This is a genomic window from Fictibacillus aquaticus, assembly GCF_002245695.1.
GTDB classification, from domain to species: domain Bacteria; phylum Bacillota; class Bacilli; order Bacillales; family Fictibacillaceae; genus Fictibacillus; species Fictibacillus aquaticus.
In genome coordinates this window covers 262604-282193 of the sequence record NZ_NOII01000003.1, presented here as the reverse complement: position 1 = coordinate 282193, position 19590 = coordinate 262604, and the positions used below count along the sequence as shown (strand labels likewise).

The 19590-nt window shown below is 46.3% G+C and carries 25 protein-coding genes; 12 read left to right on the top strand and 13 right to left on the bottom strand.

All coding sequences use genetic code 11. From position 1 onward, the window contains the following. Nucleotides 1-225: 225 nt before the first annotated feature. The 4 genes from CGZ90_RS11855 (at nt 226) to gerQ (ending at nt 3042) form a co-directional block, all read left to right on the top strand. Nucleotides 226-1002, top strand: a complete 777-nt coding sequence (locus CGZ90_RS11855) for a sporulation protein (protein WP_094252715.1) — start codon at nt 226-228, stop codon at nt 1000-1002. A 104-nt stretch (nt 1003-1106) separates the two neighbouring features. Continuing rightward, complete coding sequence (hemQ, locus tag CGZ90_RS11850; RefSeq protein ID WP_094252714.1) at nt 1107-1850, top strand: hydrogen peroxide-dependent heme synthase; 744 nt, start codon at nt 1107-1109, stop codon at nt 1848-1850. Between the two features lie 256 nt (nt 1851-2106). Continuing rightward, nucleotides 2107-2538: a cell wall hydrolase gene (locus CGZ90_RS11845; protein ID WP_094252713.1), complete on the top strand. Its 432-nt coding sequence runs from the start codon at nt 2107-2109 to the stop codon at nt 2536-2538. A 12-nt stretch (nt 2539-2550) separates the two neighbouring features. Then, entirely contained in the window at nt 2551-3042 is a 492-nt protein-coding gene (gerQ, locus tag CGZ90_RS11840; RefSeq protein ID WP_094252712.1) for a spore coat protein GerQ, read from the top strand. Between the two features lie 202 nt (nt 3043-3244). On the opposite strand, the gene CGZ90_RS11835 is transcribed toward gerQ, so the two are convergent. Both CGZ90_RS11835 and CGZ90_RS11830 read right to left on the bottom strand, forming a co-directional pair. Continuing rightward, on the bottom strand, nt 3245-3613 hold the full coding sequence (locus CGZ90_RS11835) for a DUF423 domain-containing protein (RefSeq protein ID WP_094253122.1): 369 nt from the start codon (nt 3611-3613) through the stop codon (nt 3245-3247). Between the two features lie 176 nt (nt 3614-3789). Then, a complete protein-coding gene (locus CGZ90_RS11830; RefSeq protein WP_094252711.1) occupies nt 3790-3999 on the bottom strand; it encodes a YvrJ family protein in 210 nt (69 codons plus the stop codon). Nucleotides 4000-4200: 201 nt separating this feature from the next. Between CGZ90_RS11830 and CGZ90_RS20755 the strand changes: the two genes are divergently transcribed. Next, entirely contained in the window at nt 4201-4374 is a 174-nt protein-coding gene (locus CGZ90_RS20755) for a hypothetical protein (RefSeq protein ID WP_165766842.1), read from the top strand. A gap of 50 nt (nt 4375-4424) precedes the next feature. Here CGZ90_RS20755 and CGZ90_RS11825 read toward each other — a convergent pair whose 3' ends face one another. Both CGZ90_RS11825 and CGZ90_RS11820 read right to left on the bottom strand, forming a co-directional pair. Further along, entirely contained in the window at nt 4425-4715 is a 291-nt protein-coding gene (locus CGZ90_RS11825) for a YwdI family protein (RefSeq protein ID WP_094252710.1), read from the bottom strand. A 202-nt stretch (nt 4716-4917) separates the two neighbouring features. Beyond that, on the bottom strand, nt 4918-5154 hold the full coding sequence (locus CGZ90_RS11820) for a hypothetical protein (RefSeq protein ID WP_094252709.1): 237 nt from the start codon (nt 5152-5154) through the stop codon (nt 4918-4920). A gap of 377 nt (nt 5155-5531) precedes the next feature. Between CGZ90_RS11820 and CGZ90_RS11815 the strand changes: the two genes are divergently transcribed. From CGZ90_RS11815 to CGZ90_RS11805, 3 genes are all read left to right on the top strand, one after another. Further along, nucleotides 5532-6092, top strand: a complete 561-nt coding sequence (locus CGZ90_RS11815; protein ID WP_094252708.1) for a beta-class carbonic anhydrase — start codon at nt 5532-5534, stop codon at nt 6090-6092. Nucleotides 6093-6200: 108 nt separating this feature from the next. After that, complete coding sequence (locus CGZ90_RS11810; protein ID WP_094252707.1) at nt 6201-6542, top strand: YflT domain-containing protein; 342 nt, start codon at nt 6201-6203, stop codon at nt 6540-6542. Nucleotides 6543-6675: 133 nt separating this feature from the next. After that, nucleotides 6676-7896, top strand: a complete 1221-nt coding sequence (locus tag CGZ90_RS11805) for an NAD(P)/FAD-dependent oxidoreductase (RefSeq protein WP_094252706.1) — start codon at nt 6676-6678, stop codon at nt 7894-7896. A gap of 44 nt (nt 7897-7940) precedes the next feature. Here CGZ90_RS11805 and CGZ90_RS11800 read toward each other — a convergent pair whose 3' ends face one another. Beyond that, entirely contained in the window at nt 7941-8744 is an 804-nt protein-coding gene (locus CGZ90_RS11800) for an alpha/beta fold hydrolase (protein WP_094252705.1), read from the bottom strand. Nucleotides 8745-8942: 198 nt separating this feature from the next. On the opposite strand from CGZ90_RS11800, the gene CGZ90_RS11795 reads away from it, so the two are divergent. Next, complete coding sequence (locus tag CGZ90_RS11795; RefSeq protein WP_094252704.1) at nt 8943-9440, top strand: YajQ family cyclic di-GMP-binding protein; 498 nt, start codon at nt 8943-8945, stop codon at nt 9438-9440. Nucleotides 9441-9870: 430 nt separating this feature from the next. Here the strand turns inward: CGZ90_RS11795 and CGZ90_RS11790 are convergent, their stop codons facing one another. The 4 genes from CGZ90_RS11790 to CGZ90_RS11775 all read right to left on the bottom strand — a co-directional run bounded on the left by CGZ90_RS11790 (nt 9871) and on the right by CGZ90_RS11775 (nt 12341). Beyond that, entirely contained in the window at nt 9871-10602 is a 732-nt protein-coding gene (locus CGZ90_RS11790) for a lysophospholipid acyltransferase family protein (protein WP_094252703.1), read from the bottom strand. A 25-nt stretch (nt 10603-10627) separates the two neighbouring features. Next, nucleotides 10628-11002: an SLAP domain-containing protein gene (locus CGZ90_RS11785; RefSeq protein ID WP_165766841.1), complete on the bottom strand. Its 375-nt coding sequence runs from the start codon at nt 11000-11002 to the stop codon at nt 10628-10630. A gap of 271 nt (nt 11003-11273) precedes the next feature. Next, nucleotides 11274-11840, bottom strand: coding sequence for a hypothetical protein (locus tag CGZ90_RS11780; protein ID WP_094252701.1), 567 nt, complete (start codon nt 11838-11840; stop codon nt 11274-11276). A 123-nt stretch (nt 11841-11963) separates the two neighbouring features. Beyond that, on the bottom strand, nt 11964-12341 hold the full coding sequence (locus CGZ90_RS11775) for a cytochrome-c oxidase (RefSeq protein ID WP_094252700.1): 378 nt from the start codon (nt 12339-12341) through the stop codon (nt 11964-11966). 129 nt (nt 12342-12470) lie between these two features. Between CGZ90_RS11775 and CGZ90_RS11770 the strand changes: the two genes are divergently transcribed. Continuing rightward, on the top strand, nt 12471-13028 hold the full coding sequence (locus CGZ90_RS11770; protein WP_165766840.1) for a hypothetical protein: 558 nt from the start codon (nt 12471-12473) through the stop codon (nt 13026-13028). A gap of 60 nt (nt 13029-13088) precedes the next feature. After that, entirely contained in the window at nt 13089-13598 is a 510-nt protein-coding gene (locus CGZ90_RS11765) for an AAA family ATPase (RefSeq protein WP_094252698.1), read from the top strand. A gap of 190 nt (nt 13599-13788) precedes the next feature. Here CGZ90_RS11765 and CGZ90_RS11760 read toward each other — a convergent pair whose 3' ends face one another. The 3 genes from CGZ90_RS11760 to CGZ90_RS11750 form a co-directional block, all read right to left on the bottom strand. Then, nucleotides 13789-14655: an NAD(P)-dependent oxidoreductase gene (locus tag CGZ90_RS11760; protein ID WP_276206765.1), complete on the bottom strand. Its 867-nt coding sequence runs from the start codon at nt 14653-14655 to the stop codon at nt 13789-13791. A gap of 68 nt (nt 14656-14723) precedes the next feature. Continuing rightward, entirely contained in the window at nt 14724-15068 is a 345-nt protein-coding gene (locus tag CGZ90_RS11755; protein ID WP_094252697.1) for a hypothetical protein, read from the bottom strand. Nucleotides 15069-15222: 154 nt separating this feature from the next. Next, nucleotides 15223-16569, bottom strand: coding sequence for an MFS transporter (locus tag CGZ90_RS11750; protein WP_094252696.1), 1347 nt, complete (start codon nt 16567-16569; stop codon nt 15223-15225). 146 nt (nt 16570-16715) lie between these two features. Here CGZ90_RS11750 and CGZ90_RS11745 point away from each other — a divergent pair, with 146 nt between their 5' ends. After that, a complete protein-coding gene (locus tag CGZ90_RS11745) occupies nt 16716-17249 on the top strand; it encodes a GNAT family N-acetyltransferase (protein ID WP_094252695.1) in 534 nt (177 codons plus the stop codon). A 465-nt stretch (nt 17250-17714) separates the two neighbouring features. On the opposite strand, the gene CGZ90_RS11740 is transcribed toward CGZ90_RS11745, so the two are convergent. Further along, complete coding sequence (locus tag CGZ90_RS11740; RefSeq protein WP_094252694.1) at nt 17715-19577, bottom strand: diguanylate cyclase; 1863 nt, start codon at nt 19575-19577, stop codon at nt 17715-17717. Nucleotides 19578-19590: the final 13 nt, after the last annotated feature.

The following is a 19590-nucleotide window of genomic DNA, read 5'->3' as shown; positions in this document are numbered from 1 at the left end:
AACCTCCTAAATTAGGTTGCGTCTAATTAAATATAATCTCACCTACAGCTTACTCCTTTTCATCCCCTATTTAAACCTATCCCCCTTCATGTAAGCGGTTGAAACAAGAAGTCTTTTTTTTCGGAAAGTTCAGATCAAGTAGCAGGATATTTTTGTGTCCCCTTGAATCTTTTTCAATGAATACTCCGTATAAAGTGGAGAAAACATTTTCAGGAGGTCATGACCATGTCATTTGTTAACCGCATGTTTGCAAGCGTCGGGATCGGCGCAGCGAAAGTTGATACTGTTTTAGATAAAGATACATATTACCCTGGAGAAAATGTAACCGGCACGGTAAAGATTTACGGCGGAAAAGTGGAGCAGGACATCGATCACATCACTCTTTATGTGATGACTGAATATTACAGAGAAGTCGATGATAAGAAGGTCCGCGAAACGACGGCGGTCGCCAAGTATACAGCCGCATCACAGCTGAAAATCGCCGCAAATCAAAACGAAGAAATTCCATTCTCGTTCACTCTTCCATCTGAGACGCCTTACACGATCGGCCACACGCCGGTTTGGATCAAGACGGGCCTCGACATCCAGATGGCTGTCGACCCTACTGATAACGACTATATAAAAGTACTCCCAGATGCATCGGCTTCAGCTGTTTTCGAAGCGGTCGAGCACATTGGCTTCAAGCTGCGAAAAGCAAACTGCGAACTGGCACCGCGATACCTTCGCTCACACATGCCGTTCGTTCAGGAATTCGAGTTCGTGCCGATGAGCGGAGCGTTCTACCGCAAGCTGGATGAGCTAGAAGTGATCATGATGCGCCAAGGCACAGGAATCGAGCTGCTGCTTGAAATCGACAAAAAAGCAAAAGGCCTTTTCGGGATGCTGGAGGAAGCGATGGACATGGACGAACGCAAGGTCCGCGTGAGCCTGACTCAAACTCAGCTGCAGAACCCGCAGGTGCTTGGCCGTGAGCTGGAGCAGCTGATTCAGCGCTATATCTAAATCATTCATGAAGCTGCCTCAATTACAGAGGCAGCTTTTTCTCATTCTGTGGTGGATATGATAAAATCTGTAGTGGAACGTAAACTTATGCTAGGAGTGAAAATATGAGCGAAGCAGCAGTTACTTTAGAAGGCTGGTATTGTCTGCATGATTTTAGAACGATGGACTGGGCAGCGTGGAAGACGCTTACAAGCGATCAGCGCGAGCTTGCGATCCGTGAATTTATGACATTCCTTGAAAAATGGGAAAACACTGAAGCACAAAATGCAGGAAGCCACGCCCTTTACAGCATTGTCGGGCAAAAAGCAGACTTCATGATGATGCTTCTCCGTCCAACAATGGAAGAGCTGAACGAAATTGAGAACGCGTTTAACAAAACGATGTTCGCACAATATACGATTCCGGCTCATTCTTACGTATCTGTAGTCGAGTTGAGCACATATAACCCAGTTAACGAAGCGGGCGAGATGGATCCGATGATCAAAGCGCGCTTGTTCCCTGAGCTTCCAAAATGGAACCACGTCTGCTTCTATCCAATGGATAAGCGCCGTGAAGGCAACGATAACTGGTACATGCTTCCGATGGAAGAGCGCAAGAAGATGATGTACTCCCACGGCATGATCGGCCGCAGCTATGCAGGCAAGGTAAAGCAGATCATCACCGGCTCTGTCGGGTTCGACGATTGGGAATGGGGCGTAACTCTATTCGCGAACGACGTTCTTCAGTTCAAGAAACTCGTATACGAAATGCGCTTCGACGAAGTATCCGCACGCTACGGCGAATTCGGATCCTTCTATGTCGGCAACATCCTTTTAAGAGACAAAGTGCCTGCGTTTTTGAGTGTTTAAATAGTAAGAGAATTATGTGAGCCCGGGCCGCGATGATGCGGTCCGGGCTTTTTTGCGTGGCTTGGGGGATTGGGGTACGGTACCATTCGCGCAAAATGCTGATTTTAAGCTAAATGAGGCTGAATGGTACCGTACCCCCAAAATCTCCTCCCAATGTTTTGGTCTACCTCCTGCAAGCTCGTCATACATATTAACGGTAAGACTGTCTTTATTTGTTCTTGTACAGCCATGATTCTATGCACCTGGGAGGGAACGTATGGCGGTCATTAATTATACATCCAAAGATGTGGATCTTCTCGCCCGGCTGATTCGTGCGGAAGCAGAAGGTGAAGGCGATCTTGGCATGCTGCTTGTTGGCAATACAGGCGTTAACCGAATCCGCTCCAACTGCCTTGATTTCAAAAAAATCACCAACATGCGGCAGATGGTTTTTCAGCGCCCTGGCGGATTCGAGGCGACCATAAAAGGCTACTTCTATCAAGGTGCACGCGCTAATGAGCGCCGCCTGGCTCAGCAGGTCATCAACGGCAGAAGGTTTCACCCCGCGACGAATTCATTGTGGTTTTTCGATCCAAAAGGTGCATGCCCGCCAAAGTGGTATAACCAGCCTAGCGCCGGAAGCTTTAAGGCACACTGCTTTTATCAGCCGACACCAAAGGATTGTCCGAATGTCTTTAACACGTTCTAGGGAGGTTTGTGAATGAGCTACTGGTATTATCCGTATTATAATCAGCAAGGTTTTTATTGGGATGTACGGCCGAACGGCCAGCAACAGCAGCAGGCCGGATATGGCGTTCCTCCGCAAATGGCACAGTCACAGCAGGCGCCAGGTGCAGGATACACGCAGCAGATGCCGGATTACGCTTCGCCTGGCCAGCTGCCTCTTGAACAGTCATACATCGAAAATATCCTGCGCATGAACAAGGGCCAAGTGGCGACTGTTTATATGACGTTCGAAAACAATGAAAAGTGGAACGCTAAAATTTTCAAAGGTATCATTGAAGCAGCCGGCCGCGACCACATAATTTTAAGTGACCCGCAGACCGGAAAACGCTACCTGCTCCTCATGGTTTACGTTAACTACATCACGTTTGATAACGAAATCGAGTACAGCTATCCGTACAACGGCGGACAGCAGCAGTCACAGCAAGGACAGCAGATGCAGCAGATGACTTCGTACAGCCCGCGCTGATAGAAACAGCGGACAGAGCCCGTGCGGCACTTTTACACGAGACCCGCAAATTCTGATTTAGACCCGAGAATTTAGCATTTCGACCCGTAAATCGCATCTTTGACCCGTAAATTTCTATTTAGACCCGCAAATCAAATTCCAGCAGAATCCACACAATGAAAACGCACGAAAAAAGGCTGATCGCGATGATCAGCCTTCTTTATTACGCTTTAATAACTGCCATTACGACTAAAACCCACCCGATGATGAAGGCAAGGCCGCCGAACGGCGTGATGATGCCGAGCTTAGAGATGCCTGTGTTGCTTAGAACGTACAAGCTTCCGGAAAACAGCACGATACCAGCGAACATCGCCCATCCTGCACCAGTAAGCAGCGTCGATCCCGGCCATTTTCCAATCAGGATCCCGATAACGAGAAGACCGATCGCGTGATACATATGATACTGAACGCCCGTTTTGAACACGTCGAGCATACGGGCGGATAGCTTCCCTTCAAGTCCGTGCGCTCCGAACGCGCCGAGAATGACGGCTAGTCCAGCATTTATTGCTCCTAAGATCAAAAACAATTTCACAAACATCCAACTCCTGTTTTTCTCTTATCATATCATGATGGTTCGTCGTTCAAAACTAACACACTGAAATGTCACAAAATCTTGCAATTGTCGGCGGAACATTAAGTCCCATGATAAAAAAATTGTATGGCACCTTTCATTTAAAGCCAGCTAAACCCCGCTATTACAAATCAGGATTAATGTCTGTTCGTTCTCTCCATGATCGCCAAATACTGATCGATCCTTCTTACCATTTCTTCCTGGTCGTCTAGCTGTTCGCGCAGCTGACGGATGGTTTCCTCAAGGCTTTGAATTCTTTTTTCAAACTGCAGCATCAAATAGCCCGCCATGACGATCGGAAACCCGACATTGCTTAAAAGGTTCAGCCAATCATTCGCACTGTTCATCTTTTCCACCCTCTCTTTTTAGGAACGTATGTTCGTATATTTATTATAAAATGCGAACGCGTTTTTGACCATCGTTCCTTTAGCGGATATGGAAAACAAGACCAATTACCCAGAAAAAATTTTATTAATATAGGTTTCAGTTAAAGATAATCGGGTAAAAAGGAACTAACTGACTACGTTACATATGCGGGGGGATTTGAAATGGAGAACATGCTCATTACGAGTTTATATTATGTAATAGGATTGATCGGCTTAACACTCATCGGAATGGGTGCGGCTGTTTACTTTTCAAGTTTAAAGGTGACCTTGGTCGAGCAGGAAGTTTACGCTGAAGAAAGAGTGCAGCAGCCTGCTGGTAACTCGAAGCTAATATAAATATAAAAGAGCGGTGCAGAAAATTTTTCTGCCCGCTCTTTTTTATATCGTTAAAAATCAAAAATGGAATCGCCGTTTCCTTCGTCATCGTCACTTTGAAGCTTTTTCGGCTGGACTTGCGGCACAGTTCCGAACTGCGGCGGAGCTTGTACGGGGTGTGAAGGCACCCATGTTTTTGTTTCTTGCGGAGTGCTCTGCTCACCCGCATCCAGCATCAAATCGCAAAGCGTCTGAATCGCCGCCGCGTGCTGGCGTACCTTTGGAGAATGCTCCTCCAAGCGTTTCATCTCGTCCAAATGCTTCTCAATTTTTGCTGCAAACTGCTGAATCGATATATTCATGGCTATCACCTAATGTTTTTTCCTTAGTTTATCACAAATGACCACGCAAAAAAAAAAGCAGCCTGAATAAGCTGCCCGAATATCCTCGCGCCAATCTGTTTTTATACCCTAGACAACGCCACACATACGGACAACTTTCTATCGCCTCATCTCCTTCCCATTACCCCATTATTCGTTTCCAAATAAGTTGCGGTAAGTTTTTTTATGAGGTATCCACGAGACACACTTCACGAAATACTGGATTGCCATCATTCTTGTTATGAAATTGTAAGGAAACCGCACGCTTATGTAGCACTGCATTCTGATTCTCCGGCGATAATGTTCCGAACTGCTCAGGCATTGCTTGTCCGATTCCAGGAACCGCATATGATCTCAGGGCTGCCATGGCCACCTGTCCCGCAGCCAGTACGATCCAAACGATAAACGTGTACATCTCCATTCTTTAACTCCTCCTTTTAAAGTGTGTTTTATCTATTTGAAAAACGGCCGAACATAAAAGCTCCTGCGATCCCCCTTCCTTCCTGACGAGATAAATTTCAATCTATCAGTCTATGTGTTCTTAACTGTGATTATACGCACCGTTTTCATAAATGTTTGTCAGAATGTTGCAGAGGCAAGTGCCTTTTTTCCAACAAAAGGTGATTTCTCCAAACAAATTCCGGCCGCTTTTTTGGCCAGGTCATAAAAAGAGGTCTTAAATCCCCTTATTTTTTAGCGATTTACAGGCTAATATGATGAGAGGAAGTAATTCTTTTTTTAATTGCGCTGTTTTTGATAGAATTTAGAGTATAACGTGTGAAATTTAAGGAGGAAATCATGTCCATTCTTACGGAAATATTGCAGCATAACAAACGATTTGTAGAAAACAAGGAATATGTTCCATACGAGACCACAAAGTTTCCAGAAAAAAAACTTGTCATCGTGTCATGTATGGACACCCGCCTGACAGAACTTCTGCCGGCAGCTATGGATATTAAGAACGGCGATGTGAAGGTTATCAAGACTGCAGGAGCCGTTATCTCACATCCGTTCGGCTCTATTGTGCGAAGCATCCTCGTTGCAATTTATGAGCTGAAAGCAGAGGAAGTATGCATTATCGGCCACTATGATTGCGGGATGAGCGGACTGAACTCAGAAAAAATGATCGAAAAAATGACAGATCGCGGTGTTCCTGAGGACAAGCTTAATACGCTGAAATATTCTGGACTGGATTTAAATAATTGGCTGAAAGGGTTCAGTTCTGTAGAAGAAGCTGTCAGCAACAGTGTGGAAATGGTAAAGAATCATCCGCTGCTGCCAGAAGGCATTCTCGTTCACGGACTCGTGATCGATCCTGAAACTGGCAAGCTCGATGTGATAAAGGAAGATAACCGCTAAATCTGTAGTACATTTTTATCACTTTTATCTCAATAAGCCGTTTTATGTTTCATCTCCCTTCATAGCGTGAATTGTAATACCAACTTCGTATAAAGGGAGAGATGTTAAATGGCACGTCCAACGATTCATGAGTTTTTTAGCGAGCAGGAACTGATTCAGGCAGCGCACGACTACAAGAACAGAGGCGTCAGTGATAGTGATCTATACGTCTTGACCCACGAAAAAGATGAAACAAAACAGCTCGCGGATGTATCGGACACGAACACGATCGGGATGAAGGAAGAAGGCTTAGGAACCGCCATCGCGAATGTGTTCAGCAAACGCGGCGATGAGCTCCGGAATAAACTGGAAGAAATTGGTCTTACTCAGACAGAAGCGCAAGAATATGAACGCAAGCTCGATACCGGGGCTATGCTCCTAATCGTTAAAGATCCAAGTTTAAGCTTATAAAATAAAGCAGAAGCTGGCCTCCATCATTGGAGCCGGCTTTTCTTTTTTTTTTTCGCATTCCGCACATTGCCGGGATTCCTGCTGTTTTCAACTGCCTTGACGCGGGTACTGTAATCATCAGGAGGCGAAAAACATGAAGGAGAACAATAATAACGGCTTTTACTGGCCGTCCACATATAATGAAGAACCATCATATCCTGCTTTGACCGAAAATGAATCGTGCGATGTGCTGGTTGTCGGCGGAGGCATGACGGGGGCATTATGTGCTTATACGTTATCAAAAGATACAGACTTAGATGTTGTGATGATTGACCGCCAGAAAATAGCGCAGGGAAATATTCCTGCTAATAACGGCATGGTAAAGTTTTCGAGCGATAGAATGCTGCATGAACTGATGCGCGATATCGGGACGGATGCGGCGGTTTATTTTTATGAAATGTGCCAGGATGCTGTAAAGAAACTCGGGAGTCTTGCACTCGATCTTAACATGGGTAATGACTACCGGATCCGCAACAGCTTATATTTTGCAAGCAGCGATGAGGATGCTGTAAAGATTGCCAAAGAGTACGAAGCGCTGCACCATTACGGTTTTCCTGTTCACTTTATCAAGGAAAAAAACATTTCAAACTATGTGCCCTTTCATAAGCCGGCAGCTCTTTTAACGGAAGGCGATGCCGATATGAACCCTTTCCGCTTTGTACAGGAAATCGTGAATTGCGCCGTTAATCACGGTGCCAGAGTTTATGAAGAAACGCCGCTGCTTCACAAATCAAAAGGAAGCGATTATTTTATCATTGATACAGGGCGTGCCATCATACGCGCAAAGCATTTATTGTTTGCAACCGGCTACGACAACGATTTCCTCGCTCAGCAATTCGGTGCGAGCCTGCACCGTTCCTACGCCGTCATCACCGAACCCCTTCCCGCTATTAAAGGATGGAACGATAAGTGTATGATCTGGGAAACGAACCGCCCGTACCTCTATATGCGAACAACTGCTGACAGCCGGATTATTGCCGGCGGGATGGACGAAAATTCTCCGGATGAACCATTCGATGCCCTAATGCTCCAGCAAAAAGCTGATCGTCTTTTAGCAAAAATAAATGAGTTATTTCCAGACGTGAAGCCCGTTCTAGCTCATGCCTGGGAAACTACATTGGGTGATTCGCATGACGGCTTGCCGTATATAGGCGAACATCCGAACAACGAAGGCGAGTATTATTGCCTCGGATTCGGCGGAAACCGCACTGTCTACAGCATGATTGGAGCTGAAATGATCAAAGAACTTCTCACTCATGGCAGCCATCCGGCTCAAAAGCTGTTCTCACTTGCCCGAGTTCCTGTATTGCAATAAGAAATAAAAAAACGCTGACTGATAAATTCAGTCAGCGTTTCCCTTTATACCGCAGCAGGCTTAGCCGCAGTTGAAAGATGTTTTTTTATAAAACCAATGCTCGTTTCGTTAAACTGATCAGGCTGGTCGACATTGCACACATGACCGCAGTCGCGGAATGTGATCAGCTTCGAATGCTTTTTCTTGTCGATGAACGCCTGTATCGGCGGAAGGAACATGTAATCCTCTTCCCCCATGATATAAAGCGTCGGAATCGAGATTTCCCTGTCGATCAGACCGCGCAGGAACGGATTAATTTTCAATGTCAGCTTGAACCAGCGTTTGAATTCATTCTGACAAAGCTTTTTTGCTTCTTTTATAAAAAGAGAGCGCGATTCCACATGGCGGCTGCGCGGCATGATAACCCACGCAAAAAGCTTATACAGCCACATGTAAGGAATGAACGATTTGCACATGTTGCCGAGTGTGATCAGCAGCTGCGACCTGAAATTCAGCTTCGTCACTGCACCGCCAAGGGTCATGGACGCGACACGGTCCGGATTCATCTCAGCAAGTGTCTGAATAACGATCGTGCCTAGTGAGATGCCGACAAAATGCGCCTTCTGGATGCGCAGGTGATCCATCACCTCGAGCACATCTTGGCTCACTTCATGAAATGAATATTTTTTTAAAAGAAACCGGTCAGACTTCGATTTCCCATGACCTCTCAGATCAAGCAATAGAATATTAAAATGCTGCTTAAATTCGCGAATTTGTTTGTACCAGATAGAAGAACTGCCGCCCGCCCCATGGACAAAAACGACCCAGTCTTCCACTGTCTCATGTTTGTAGGTTTTATAATGAAGCAAAACAAGACCTCCATCTATAATGAAGTTGCCATAAAAATTAAAATTAACAAAATCTTTACTGAAACATTCACCATTGTATCATAATTTTTGTTATCCGTAACCGTTTACCACAAGAATGAATGTGACAAACTAGTAACTATACGTTTGTTTTTATATAATAGTTTCATAATAGAGAGAAATTAACCAGGAGGGATTGCTATGAGTAAAGAAGCATCATTTGACATCGTTTCAAAAGTAGACCTTTCAGAAGTCGATAATGCGATTAATATCGCCATGAAGGAAATCACGAACCGCTATGATTTTAAAGGAAGTAAAAGCGACATTAAGCTTGATAAATCAGCAGAAGAATTGATTCTCGTTTCTGACGACGAGTACAAGTTGGAACAGCTGAAGGATGTGCTTATCACAAAGCTCATCAAACGCGACGTGCCGACGAAAAACCTTGATTACGGCAAGATCGAGCCTGCTACAGGCGGTACAGTAAGACAGCGGGCTAAGCTTGTGACGGGAATCGATAAGGACAACGCGAAGAAAATCAACCTTCTTATCAAAAACTCTGGCCTTAAAGTGAAAAGCCAGGTGCAGGATGACCAGGTGCGTGTGACCGGCAAAAGCCGTGACGACCTTCAGGCTGTTATCGCTGCAGTTCGAGAGGCGAACCTTCCGATCGACGTGCAGTTTATTAATTATCGCTAACAAAATGAAAGACGCTAAAGTGACTTGATGTCCTTTAGCGTCTTTTTTTTGGCTATTTTCACAAACTATATTTCATTCCAAGAACTCAAAGAAGCAGTTGATCTCCGTTTCAGGCGCACGCTTTCCGCGGGGTGTGGCGAAAAGCAGAAACGGCTCGTTCAGCCCCGACAAGCAAAAGGGAAAGGGGCCGGTAAGTCGGTCTTTGACTTATTGGACACTTGCCCTTTTGACCTCGAGGGGCTAGCCGTTTTCTGCTGGACAAGTGAGCCCCTTTGCCGCTGCGCGCCCTAAAGGGTCTCACCTGTCCCACTCGTCCCGCTGGAGTCGGCGCCTTACACTCCGATCAACTTTATCAAGGAAGAATTCAAGGTGATCTAGCGAATGTGATGAAGGTGCAGCCACAGCAAAAACAGCCTTTGCAAAAAGATGCTTAACTAACGGCCGCTCCATATTTGTCTTGAACAAGCCCTGATTGAATGATTTCCTGTGTCTGCGCTGCAAGTTCCTTCGCATCCGCACCTTCTGGCAAAATTGGCGGGTGTACGACAAGCTCTACTTCTGCAGGCTTGATCCAAAATTTTTGCTGCTCCATGATCTTGTATGAGCCGTTGATTGTCACAGGTACGATTGGCACCCCGCTTTTCGTCGCAAGCTTGAAGCTCCCTGCTTTGAATTCAGCCATATCTCCGCCTTTGCTGCGCGTTCCTTCAGGAAAAATAACGAGTGACGTGCCATTTTCGAGAAAACGTGCGCCTTCTTGTATCGCTTTAAGCGATTGCCTGACGTTGCTGCGGTCCATGAACAGGCAGTTCATCTGCTCCATCCATGTGCCGATCAGCGGCATTTTTTTCACTTCAATTTTCGAGATGAATGCTTTCGGCTTCGTAATATAGCCAAGCATGAGCGGCACATCAAAATTGCCCTGATGGTTGGAAACAAACAGCACGGCTGTATCGGATGGGATGTTCTCTTCCCCTCTGACCGTGACCTTGACTCCAGCAAGCTTCACTAGCGATCTTGCCCACCATTTCACCGTCTTGTCGACCACTTTTTCCTTTTCCGCCAAACGCCCTTCTCTGTCGAGTTTTTTCACCTTAATCAAACCGGGTACGGTAAGCGGCAATACGAGCCAAAAATAAATAAACCAAACGATCGTTCTCAACGTTCTACTCTCTCCATTCTGTCTGTTAAGAAATCAGCTTTATATTTTGTGTTACAAAGTCCTCTTCAGCTTCTTTCGCCGGGAAAATAAACGTCCACGGCATGCTTGTATATGGCGGAACAGCTATCGGCAATGTGAACGCCTTTTCCTCGGATGATCCGTCTTCCTTTTGCAGCTCAACGGTACGATCGTGAAAAACTTCCTCTTCGCTGCTCCGGTTATGGATCAGCACCGTCACGAGGCGCTCACCTTTATGGTTAACCGCTTTTCTTAAAACGGCAGATGAAATAGCATCTTCAGGAGCAGCATCCTTCGTTTCTTCAAATATCTTTTTAATGTATTCGCGGTCCTGGCTGGCTAAAGCCTTGTCCCACGCTGGTTCAAACAGGAGTTTCTGCATGAGCACTCTCCTCCTTTTCTCCCATATCATAGCATAAAAGAATAGACCTAATAGTAATCAGAGAAGCAGTTGATCTCCGTTTCAGGTGCACGCTTTCCGCGGGGCGGGCGTTGAGCCCTTTTGTCGCTATGCGCCATTAAAAGGTCTCACCTGTCCTACTGATCCCGCTGAAGCTAAACAAATACTTCAGAAATAACTAAGAAAATCAAACCGATCAAAAGCAAAAATCCTATATAGAAGAGTCTTAAATTTCAAAGACCATTTTAAGCCTTCATTTATCGTCCATAGCCGAACTGGCAGCTTTCAAGGCGTCCTTTTTAGCTGATTTTGGCAGTGCGCCGCTTGAGGCGGCGTATTCGAGGAGATGCTCGAATTCTCCGTCTTTCCAGCCTATCGAGATGTAACTGTCATTTACGGTGATGTACGCCTCTGTTCCGTCATCAAGCTCTGCAGTTTCGCTATACTGCTTGTCCTTGATCATCTGTGATACTTTGTTTTCATGGTTGAACGTGTACATTGCCATATAAAAGGGCAGCCCCTGATCTGAAGGCAAAATCCCCGTTTCAACAGAAAGCTTTTTCTTTTTTCCCCAGTCCGTGATGACCGATTTTTCCGCACTCCCTTTAAACGGGTATTTTTTTGGCAAAATGACTTTGAAAGGCAATGCTTTATCCGCTTGCTTAATGTCCACTGCACCATAATAGTGCGGATATGAATCCTTCTCCCGGCTTTGGAGTTCAAGATGCTTGTCGTTCAGCGGTTTTGCCGTTGGTTGATCTTCACTGCAGCCCGACAGCATCATGGCTCCGGCCAATACAAGACTCGCTGCATACCTCATCCTATCCCCTCCGGTCACACGTGATGATAATCAATTCTTCGGCCAGCAGTACAACTCCTGTTTTTCAAACATAAAAAAGACACAGGCATGCATATGCACCGCCTGTGCCTTAGTTAAAATTGTTTAGTCCTTTGCCCCTGCCTTCACATTTTTCCAGACGTTCACCGCAAAAAGGAGGATGCCGACAGAAGTGATCGTTGCACCGATGCCGATGAGCGGTTCAGCCTTTTCATACCCATAGGTGAAAGCCGCGAGAGCCGCCATCATGACCGGAAGTCCGATATTATGCAGCCAGAAATGAATCTTGCCGAGCATGCTGCTTTCTGCTGCCGGAAATAAATAATACAATATCCCCGCGAGTGTCAATGCGGTCCAACCAAGCAAATTTACATGTGCATGTACCGGTTTCAGTGCAAAATCATGCGAGATGGACATGAACATACCCAGACCGACTCCCAGCACAAAATAAAGCGCAGACAATTTAATCATCTTAATTCCCATTTCATTTCCTCCTTTCCTTCTACCCTCATAATATGAGTCTTTCGGCATAAAAATGTTGAGGGTGCTGAAAGAAAATCTGAAACTATGATTCTCTTTAAACCGTCTAATAAGAAAAGGGGGAATTTGGAAATGAATTTATTGTTGCGTGCAGGTCTAGTGTTTTTGCTGCTCATGACGATTGCACTTGTATATCAGACAAATACAGCACTGGCTTGCAGCTGCGCACAAAATCCGGACCCGAAGAAGGCGCTCGGTAACGCCACTGCCGTTTTTTCCGGTGTAGTCACCGATATTAAACGTACCGGCGGTCTATGGGAATCCTCTGTCGCCGTTAAAATTGTAACCATAAACGTTTGGAAAGGGCAGAAAAATAATAGCTTCATTATCTATACGGCTGAACAGTCTGCCAGCTGCGGCTACGAGTTTAAGAAAGGCGAAGAGTACATCGTTTACGCCTATGAAAATGACGGCAAGCTTAGTACGAACTACTGCTCACGGACTGCATTGCTGAAAGATGCGAAAGAAGACCTTCAAGCACTTGGCGAAGGATTTCCTCCCAACAACGACAACTCTGCAAGGATGCCGTTATCCTCCACTGAAAAATGGGCGTATGGCGGAGCTGGCAGCGTATTGTTCGCTGGAACCGTTTTTGCCGTTGTAAAAAGAAAAAAGAGGAATACAAAATAATTGTAAACAGGTTCTCTCGGAAAAGAAGTTTGCTTATCCATTTGAGTGGAGGTTCTAGAAATGGGCATTAGGAATTATCTGATTGAAGGCGTTTCCTGCACAGGCAAAACAACGGTCTGCAATGAATTGCATCGGCGTGGCTACCATGCCATTCATGGTGACCGTGAATTGGCCTATCAAGGCGATCCGGAAACGGGTACACCGACGGATGGCGGAACGCACGAGCACCACATTTGGCATGTAGATAAAGTAAAAGCTTTAGTCGCCAACCAAGATGAGGCGATAACATTTTTCTGCGGTGGTTCTAGAAACTTTTCAAAATTTATAGATCTATTTGACAGCGTGTTTGTCCTTGAGATCGACCTTGACACACTGTACCGGCGGCTTGACGAGCGACCGGAAAATGAGTGGGGCGGAAAGAGATCGGAACGGGAACTCATTGTGCGATTGCACCAAACGAGAGAAGACATTCCGAAAAACGGAATTATAATCGACGCTGCCGCACCGATTGAGCACGTCGTTGACGAGATTCTCCGTCAAAGCGAAGAAACTAGACACCAACGGCAGTAATACACGGTCGCTTACGGACAGCGTTTAATGAATAAGGCTATAAGTTAACGACCAGACAAAAATCTGGTCGTTTTAATATCATTCACATATCCAATTATAGTGATATTTCACCTGCTAACAGGCTTGCGAATTACACTTTTCTCCTCCGAAAGAGAACCTGTTAAAATTAATTGAACGCCTCTTTTTATTCTTAATTCTTAAGCTGTTTATAAAGTGCCTGTGTGCCGCAGTTTTCCTCACCGCTCTCGGCTAACTTTAAATAAAGCTCACGTGCGAGCTTCAGCCCTGGTGTAAGCAGCCCCATCTCTTCTGCTGATTCAAGTGCGATGTTCATGTCTTTGATGAAATGCTTGATGTAAAAGCCTGGCGCAAAATCGCCTTTAATCATTCTTGGTGCGAGGTTGCTGAGCGACCAGCTTCCGGCAGCACCTGACTCTATTGACTTTAAAACTGTTTCCGGGTCGAGTCCGGCTTTTTCCGCATATAAGACCGCCTCACAAACTCCGATCATGCCTGAGGCGATCGCGATCTGGTTGCACATTTTCGTATGCTGCCCTGATCCTGGTCCGCCTTGATGGACGACATTCGTACCCATTACCGCGAATATTGGTTGTGCAAGCTCAAACGCCTCGTCCGACCCGCCTGCCATGATGGAAAGCCTCGCTTCTTTTGCGCCAATATCTCCGCCGGATACTGGTGCATCTACTGCGTGCAGTCCTTTCGCCGCCGCGGCTTCGGCAATTCGCTTTGCCAATGCAGGGCTTGATGTGGTCATATCCGCAAGAACGCTTCCTGGGCGTGCGTTCTCGATGATTCCCTCGCTTCCGAAATAGACCTCTTCCACGTCATAAGGCATTCCGACCATCGTAATTACGACATCGGACACTGCAGCGGCTTCTTTCGGGCTCGCTGCCCACTCAGCGCCTGCAGCGATAAGATCTTCTGCCTTCTCTTTCGTGCGCGTATATACGACAAGCGGATGCCCCGCACTCATCAGATTCTTTGCCATGCTTTTCCCCATCACGCCAGTCCCGATAAATCCTACTTTCTTTTTCAATTTCTCACGCCCTTATCTCACTTTTTTGACTATATCACTAAGATAACGATAATCGGCGTGTGTCACAACTAGAAACCCTCGCTGTTAAACCGTTTCACTCTTGTAATCGACCTGTACTGCGACAATTGCTCAATTCTTCTCTGTGCCTTCTTGTAGTCCATCTTCAAAAGAGAGAGCATGCGCATCGTATCATCTGCACAATAGTGCCTTAAATAATAAACGATGTTCGGCTTTTCATGACGGAGAATCGCCATCAGTTCCATCGTCGGCAATGAGCTGTTCGGCGTTTTAATCTGCAGGAACGAGCGCAGAAATTTTGTCACGACTGGAAGTGATTCCGCACAATCATCATAAAAAACAAGAATTCTTCTGAACCGGTCAAGCGACTGAATCAGTTCCAGATTAGTCTCCATCGGCAACCTCCCGCACAAGGCTTTTTCCCGATTGTACCGGTCCGTTTCACAGCCCGCAAACAGCTAAATACCGAAAAAAGGAGAGCCATTAAGGCTCTCCTCAAGCATATCGGGGGGCGATATGCGCGATATTGCACAAATATGTCCACACTTTTTACGATTTTTCCCTTGTTTTATAAATTCCGAAATAATAAACCGCGTACGCCACAATCAGCAGCAGCGCGAAGAATAGGAAAATATTATGAAACACATCTGCAAGCGCAACATTTTTCTGCCAGTCGATAAGCAGCCCAGCAGCCGCTACACCAAAAGCACCGCCGAAAAACTGCACGAGCTGCATCAGCCCCATTCCCGATCCGACAACGTCTTTATCTAGGATTCTGGACGCCTCGTTCGCGAGACTAGATGTGAGACTGGAAAATCCTAAGCTTGTAAACATATAAAAAATTGCCGTCATCGCTGGTGCTTTTGTTCCAAAAATGGTGAACAGAACGGCAGACAGTAGAAGCGCCGCCAGCCCGAACCTCATAATCGGCAGGCTGCCAAAGCGGTCGATGAATCGCCCGATATATATAGCTGCGAGCGCTGAAAGCATGGCACCGGGAAAGATAATGAACCCGATGGATGCAGGCGGCTGACTGAACAGCTTTGCCAGCATCACCGGCATGACGAACAGAAACGCAAAATGAGTCATAAACGCCATCAGACCGACTAGCAGAATCGAACGGTAGCGTCTGTTTAAAAACAACTCTAATTTAATAAACGGATCTTGTTTTCGCTTAGAAAGAACAATTAGCATCACGAACGCAGCCACAGTCACGGCAAGCAAAATCAAATTGAACGTCGACAAAAAGAGAAGAAGCGCTGAAACGCCGACACCTGTCAGCAGAGCCCCAGCAAAGTCAAATGAACCTTCCTTGCGCTGTTCTGCCGGCAGAAACTTTTTAAAAAGCGGAAGCAGCAAAAGGACTAGCGCGGTTACGAGAAACAGATCGTTCCAGCCAAGATACTGGGTAATCGCCCCTCCGATAACCGGACCGAGACCAAAGCCGAGCGACGCTGCGGAAGAGATGAGCGACATCGCCTTCCCTCTCCTGCTGATCGGGATATAGCGCGTGGCAAGAACCATAGCAAGCCCTGGAACCGCGCCGGCACCCATCGCCTGCAGCACCCTGCTGGCAAGTAAAAAGGCAAAGCTGTCTGAAAAGAACCCAACAGCTGACGACATGCCGAGTATCACGAGACCGGTCATCAGCAGTCTTCCGATCGGGATAAAATCAGACAGCCGGCTGAATGTGATGGTCGAGAGCGCAAAAACGATGGAATAACCGGATACAATCCACGAGCCTGTTGCGGGCGTCAGGGAGAATTCTTTAATCACGCTCGGAAGCGCAACATTAAACATCGTCGTATTCATAACAACAAGCCAGACCGTCAGACTCCATAGCGGAATAATGCGATTTTCCTGAATCGCACCAGCGCCGGCATTTTTATCTTCCATCTCATCTCACATCCATTCCTTGTAAATCAATATTCCCATACTACCACGTTGCTAGCACGATTGCTGTTATGGTGCTCAGAGTCGTTAACAGGATTATAGGAAATTGTGTCGAATAATGCTTGATGCTATAAAAGGAGGCTCAATAAATGCAGAGGATAGAAATTAGAAGGCCAGTAGAAGAAGATCGAAGTGAGCTTCACCATTTTTTCAAAACCGTCATTACTGACACGTTTAACAAAAATGGAATCGGCGACAAAGCGGAAGATCTGGAAAACGAAATTAACGAAAAGAAAAAATACTTAGAACTGGATTATAAAAGCGATGGCCGCGAAAGGTATTTTTTAATTGCTCTGAGCGGCAGTAAAATTGTAGGTTCTATTGAATATGGCCCGGCAAGCGAGCTTATTACGGACTGCTCGAGCGGTGCTTTAAGTGATCTGGTAGAGGTTGGAACCGTTTTTGTTCATCCCGAACATCAGCGAAACGGACTAGGACGCGCGCTGCTCGAAGCCATTTATGATGCACTGCACAAACGCGGCATCCATGAGTTCTGCTTAGACAGCGGCTACGAAAGCGCACAAATCATCTGGAGAAAAAAGTTCGGAGAGCCTGATTATTGGATGAAAGACTATTGGGGAGAAGGAATGGACCATATGATCTGGAAGGTGAGCCTCCAATGAATGGCTTTAAGGAATTTTGGCTGCTACAAAGCTTTTAAGACAGTATGTTCTTGTTCCTTTCCCTTAAACTTTTTAGACTGCGTCGTTTCGTCTATTTGTGAAAGGCTTCTTTGTAAAAGATTGTTGCTTTTGTAAGAAAGTTCAGCGCTATTACCTCTGCAAAAATCCAACATCTAAACTATGAATTGTTTTGGCTGTCGCTTTTATCACATTCACTAATCATCTTGAATCCATCATTGATTAAGTTGATTGTAGTGTAAGGCGCCGACTCCAGCGGGATGAGTGAGAAGGTGAGACCTTCCAATGGCGCGTGCGACGGAAGGGCTCACCGCTCACCCCGCGGAAAGCGTGCGCCTGAAACGGAGATCAACACCTCTTCTCTGAATCCTTTAAAAGCAATATTGCGACTTGTTTAAAAATAACATCCAAAGCAAAAACAGACCCGTTAACGGGTCTGTTTCCATTTTAATAAGCAGCGATCTCTTCCTTATGCTCTTCTTCTCTAATTTCTTCAATAATCGGCAAGAAAAGATCAACAACATCCTTATCAAACTGCGAACCTCTGCCGCGCTTCAGCTCTTCGATGGCCATGTCTATTGTCAGCGGCTTCTTGCGGTAAGGACGCTGTGACACCATGGAATGAAACGCATCCGCTACAGCGATAATCCTCGCACCGAGCGGGATTTCTTCCTCCCGAAGCTGCTCCGGATAGCCTCTGCCGTCCGGTCTTTCATGATGGTACAGCACGTACGATAAAATATCCTGGAACTCTTCAACACTCGACAGAATGTTAAAGCCCAGCACCGGGTGGTCCTTCATTATCTCATATTCTTCATCCGTCAGCTTGCCTTCTTTGTTCAAAATGCTGTCCGGTATGCCGACTTTTCCGACATCATGAAGCAGGCCAGCAACAGAGACCTTTTTTACTTCCTCATCCGGAAGCCCCATCGTGCTGGCGATCGCTGAAGCATATCGGGACACCATTTCCGAGTGGCTGTGTGTGTAGGAGTCCTTCACTTCCACTGCCCGTGCGAGGGAAACGATCGTGTTCAAGTGCCAGTTTGACTGAACCCTTCGGCGGTTGTACTCCTGCTCTTTGTAATGTGAAAGCTCTCCTGCTGATACCACGAGATTTTTACCGTTCGTTTTGGCCGCATACATGGCCCGGTCAGCCATGTGGACAAGCGTCGACTCGTCTGCATCTTTAGGAAAAGCCGCAAGACCGATGCTGATCGTGACCGGCGACAATAGGCTGTGGCTGCCATAGATGGCGACCATCTGGCGGATGTTCTCAGCAATCTTCAGTCCTTCTGCCTGTGTGCACCCCGGCAGGATAATCACAAATTCCTCTCCGCCGTAGCGGCATACGACATCGATGTCGCGGACGTTTTCCTTAATCGTTTCGGCGATCGTCTTCAGAACATCATCGCCATATACATGTCCTTCGCTGTCGTTCAGCATCTTAAAGTTATCGACGTCACAAAATAAAAGCACCATAGAGCCGCCGTTTTTGCGGGTATTCTCTATTTCCGCAGTTAGTGTCCGCTTAAAATAAGCACTGTTATAAACACCCGTTAAAGGATCGGTGATGCTTTCCAAATACCGCTGCTCAAGCTTTGTCACCATTCCATTAAAAGCCTCGCCTACTTGAATGATCTCCTGGCTTCCTTTCAATGATGCCGGCTTGTACGGCTTGCCGTTTTCAACTTCCTTAGCAGCCTGCTGCAGGTGAAGCAGCGGCATGACGAGCAGACGGCGGATGAACCACCATAATACAAAGAGCAGCAATAAGGCGATCGTGATACCGACGATGATCGACTTCTGAAGCTGTTTCTGTACGATAAGCTGCTCTTCGCTCGAGTCGAGCAGCAGCTCAATCGCTCCTATCGGCAACCCGTCCTCAATAAGCGGCGCAACAAGCCGTACATATGGCTCACCGTTCTTATTGTTAAGATGGGCGATCAACGTTTTTCCATCTTTATACGATGGCCTCAGCTCGCCAGGCGTATGTTTTCCAATGTTGCCTCTGTCTGTAGACGCCATGACCCTGTCTCCCTGCTTTTCCGACAGATGCAGTGTCAGCATAAGAACTTTATCTTCGCGATGTTTTATATAATCGAATGTCTGCTGCACATCTTCAATTACGTGCGACTCTTCATATCTCCCATTAATAGTCGTGGTTATTCCCTTCAGCTGGCTCACATACGTTTCTTTCACTGCACTCTGAAGGCTGTATGTATCATACGCGATGACCGCCGCTATTGTAACGAAAATAGCCGCAGAAAACATGATGATAATTCTATTGGGCAAATTCAAACGTTGAAGCATATTCCCCCGCCTA

Coding starts and splice junctions, on each gene's coding strand:
- CGZ90_RS11820 (WP_094252709.1), bottom strand. CDS start 5,154: ATGGAGATGTACACGTTTATCGTTTGGATCGTACTGGCTGCGGGACAG.
- CGZ90_RS11775 (WP_094252700.1), bottom strand. CDS start 12,341: ATGGGAATTAAGATGATTAAATTGTCTGCGCTTTATTTTGTGCTGGGA.
- CGZ90_RS11805 (WP_094252706.1), top strand. CDS start 6,676: ATGAAGGAGAACAATAATAACGGCTTTTACTGGCCGTCCACATATAAT.
- CGZ90_RS11780 (WP_094252701.1), bottom strand. CDS start 11,840: ATGAGGTATGCAGCGAGTCTTGTATTGGCCGGAGCCATGATGCTGTCG.
- CGZ90_RS11830 (WP_094252711.1), bottom strand. CDS start 3,999: ATGAACAGTGCGAATGATTGGCTGAACCTTTTAAGCAATGTCGGGTTT.
- CGZ90_RS11770 (WP_165766840.1), top strand. CDS start 12,471: ATGAATTTATTGTTGCGTGCAGGTCTAGTGTTTTTGCTGCTCATGACG.
- CGZ90_RS11755 (WP_094252697.1), bottom strand. CDS start 15,068: ATGGAGACTAATCTGGAACTGATTCAGTCGCTTGACCGGTTCAGAAGA.
- CGZ90_RS11750 (WP_094252696.1), bottom strand. CDS start 16,569: ATGGAAGATAAAAATGCCGGCGCTGGTGCGATTCAGGAAAATCGCATT.
- CGZ90_RS11745 (WP_094252695.1), top strand. CDS start 16,716: ATGCAGAGGATAGAAATTAGAAGGCCAGTAGAAGAAGATCGAAGTGAG.
- CGZ90_RS11810 (WP_094252707.1), top strand. CDS start 6,201: ATGGCACGTCCAACGATTCATGAGTTTTTTAGCGAGCAGGAACTGATT.
- CGZ90_RS11825 (WP_094252710.1), bottom strand. CDS start 4,715: ATGAATATATCGATTCAGCAGTTTGCAGCAAAAATTGAGAAGCATTTG.
- CGZ90_RS11795 (WP_094252704.1), top strand. CDS start 8,943: ATGAGTAAAGAAGCATCATTTGACATCGTTTCAAAAGTAGACCTTTCA.
- CGZ90_RS11815 (WP_094252708.1), top strand. CDS start 5,532: ATGTCCATTCTTACGGAAATATTGCAGCATAACAAACGATTTGTAGAA.
- CGZ90_RS11855 (WP_094252715.1), top strand. CDS start 226: ATGTCATTTGTTAACCGCATGTTTGCAAGCGTCGGGATCGGCGCAGCG.
- hemQ (WP_094252714.1), top strand. CDS start 1,107: ATGAGCGAAGCAGCAGTTACTTTAGAAGGCTGGTATTGTCTGCATGAT.
- CGZ90_RS11785 (WP_165766841.1), bottom strand. CDS start 11,002: ATGCAGAAACTCCTGTTTGAACCAGCGTGGGACAAGGCTTTAGCCAGC.
- CGZ90_RS20755 (WP_165766842.1), top strand. CDS start 4,201: ATGGAGAACATGCTCATTACGAGTTTATATTATGTAATAGGATTGATC.
- CGZ90_RS11740 (WP_094252694.1), bottom strand. CDS start 19,577: ATGCTTCAACGTTTGAATTTGCCCAATAGAATTATCATCATGTTTTCT.
- CGZ90_RS11765 (WP_094252698.1), top strand. CDS start 13,089: ATGGGCATTAGGAATTATCTGATTGAAGGCGTTTCCTGCACAGGCAAA.
- gerQ (WP_094252712.1), top strand. CDS start 2,551: ATGAGCTACTGGTATTATCCGTATTATAATCAGCAAGGTTTTTATTGG.
- CGZ90_RS11845 (WP_094252713.1), top strand. CDS start 2,107: ATGGCGGTCATTAATTATACATCCAAAGATGTGGATCTTCTCGCCCGG.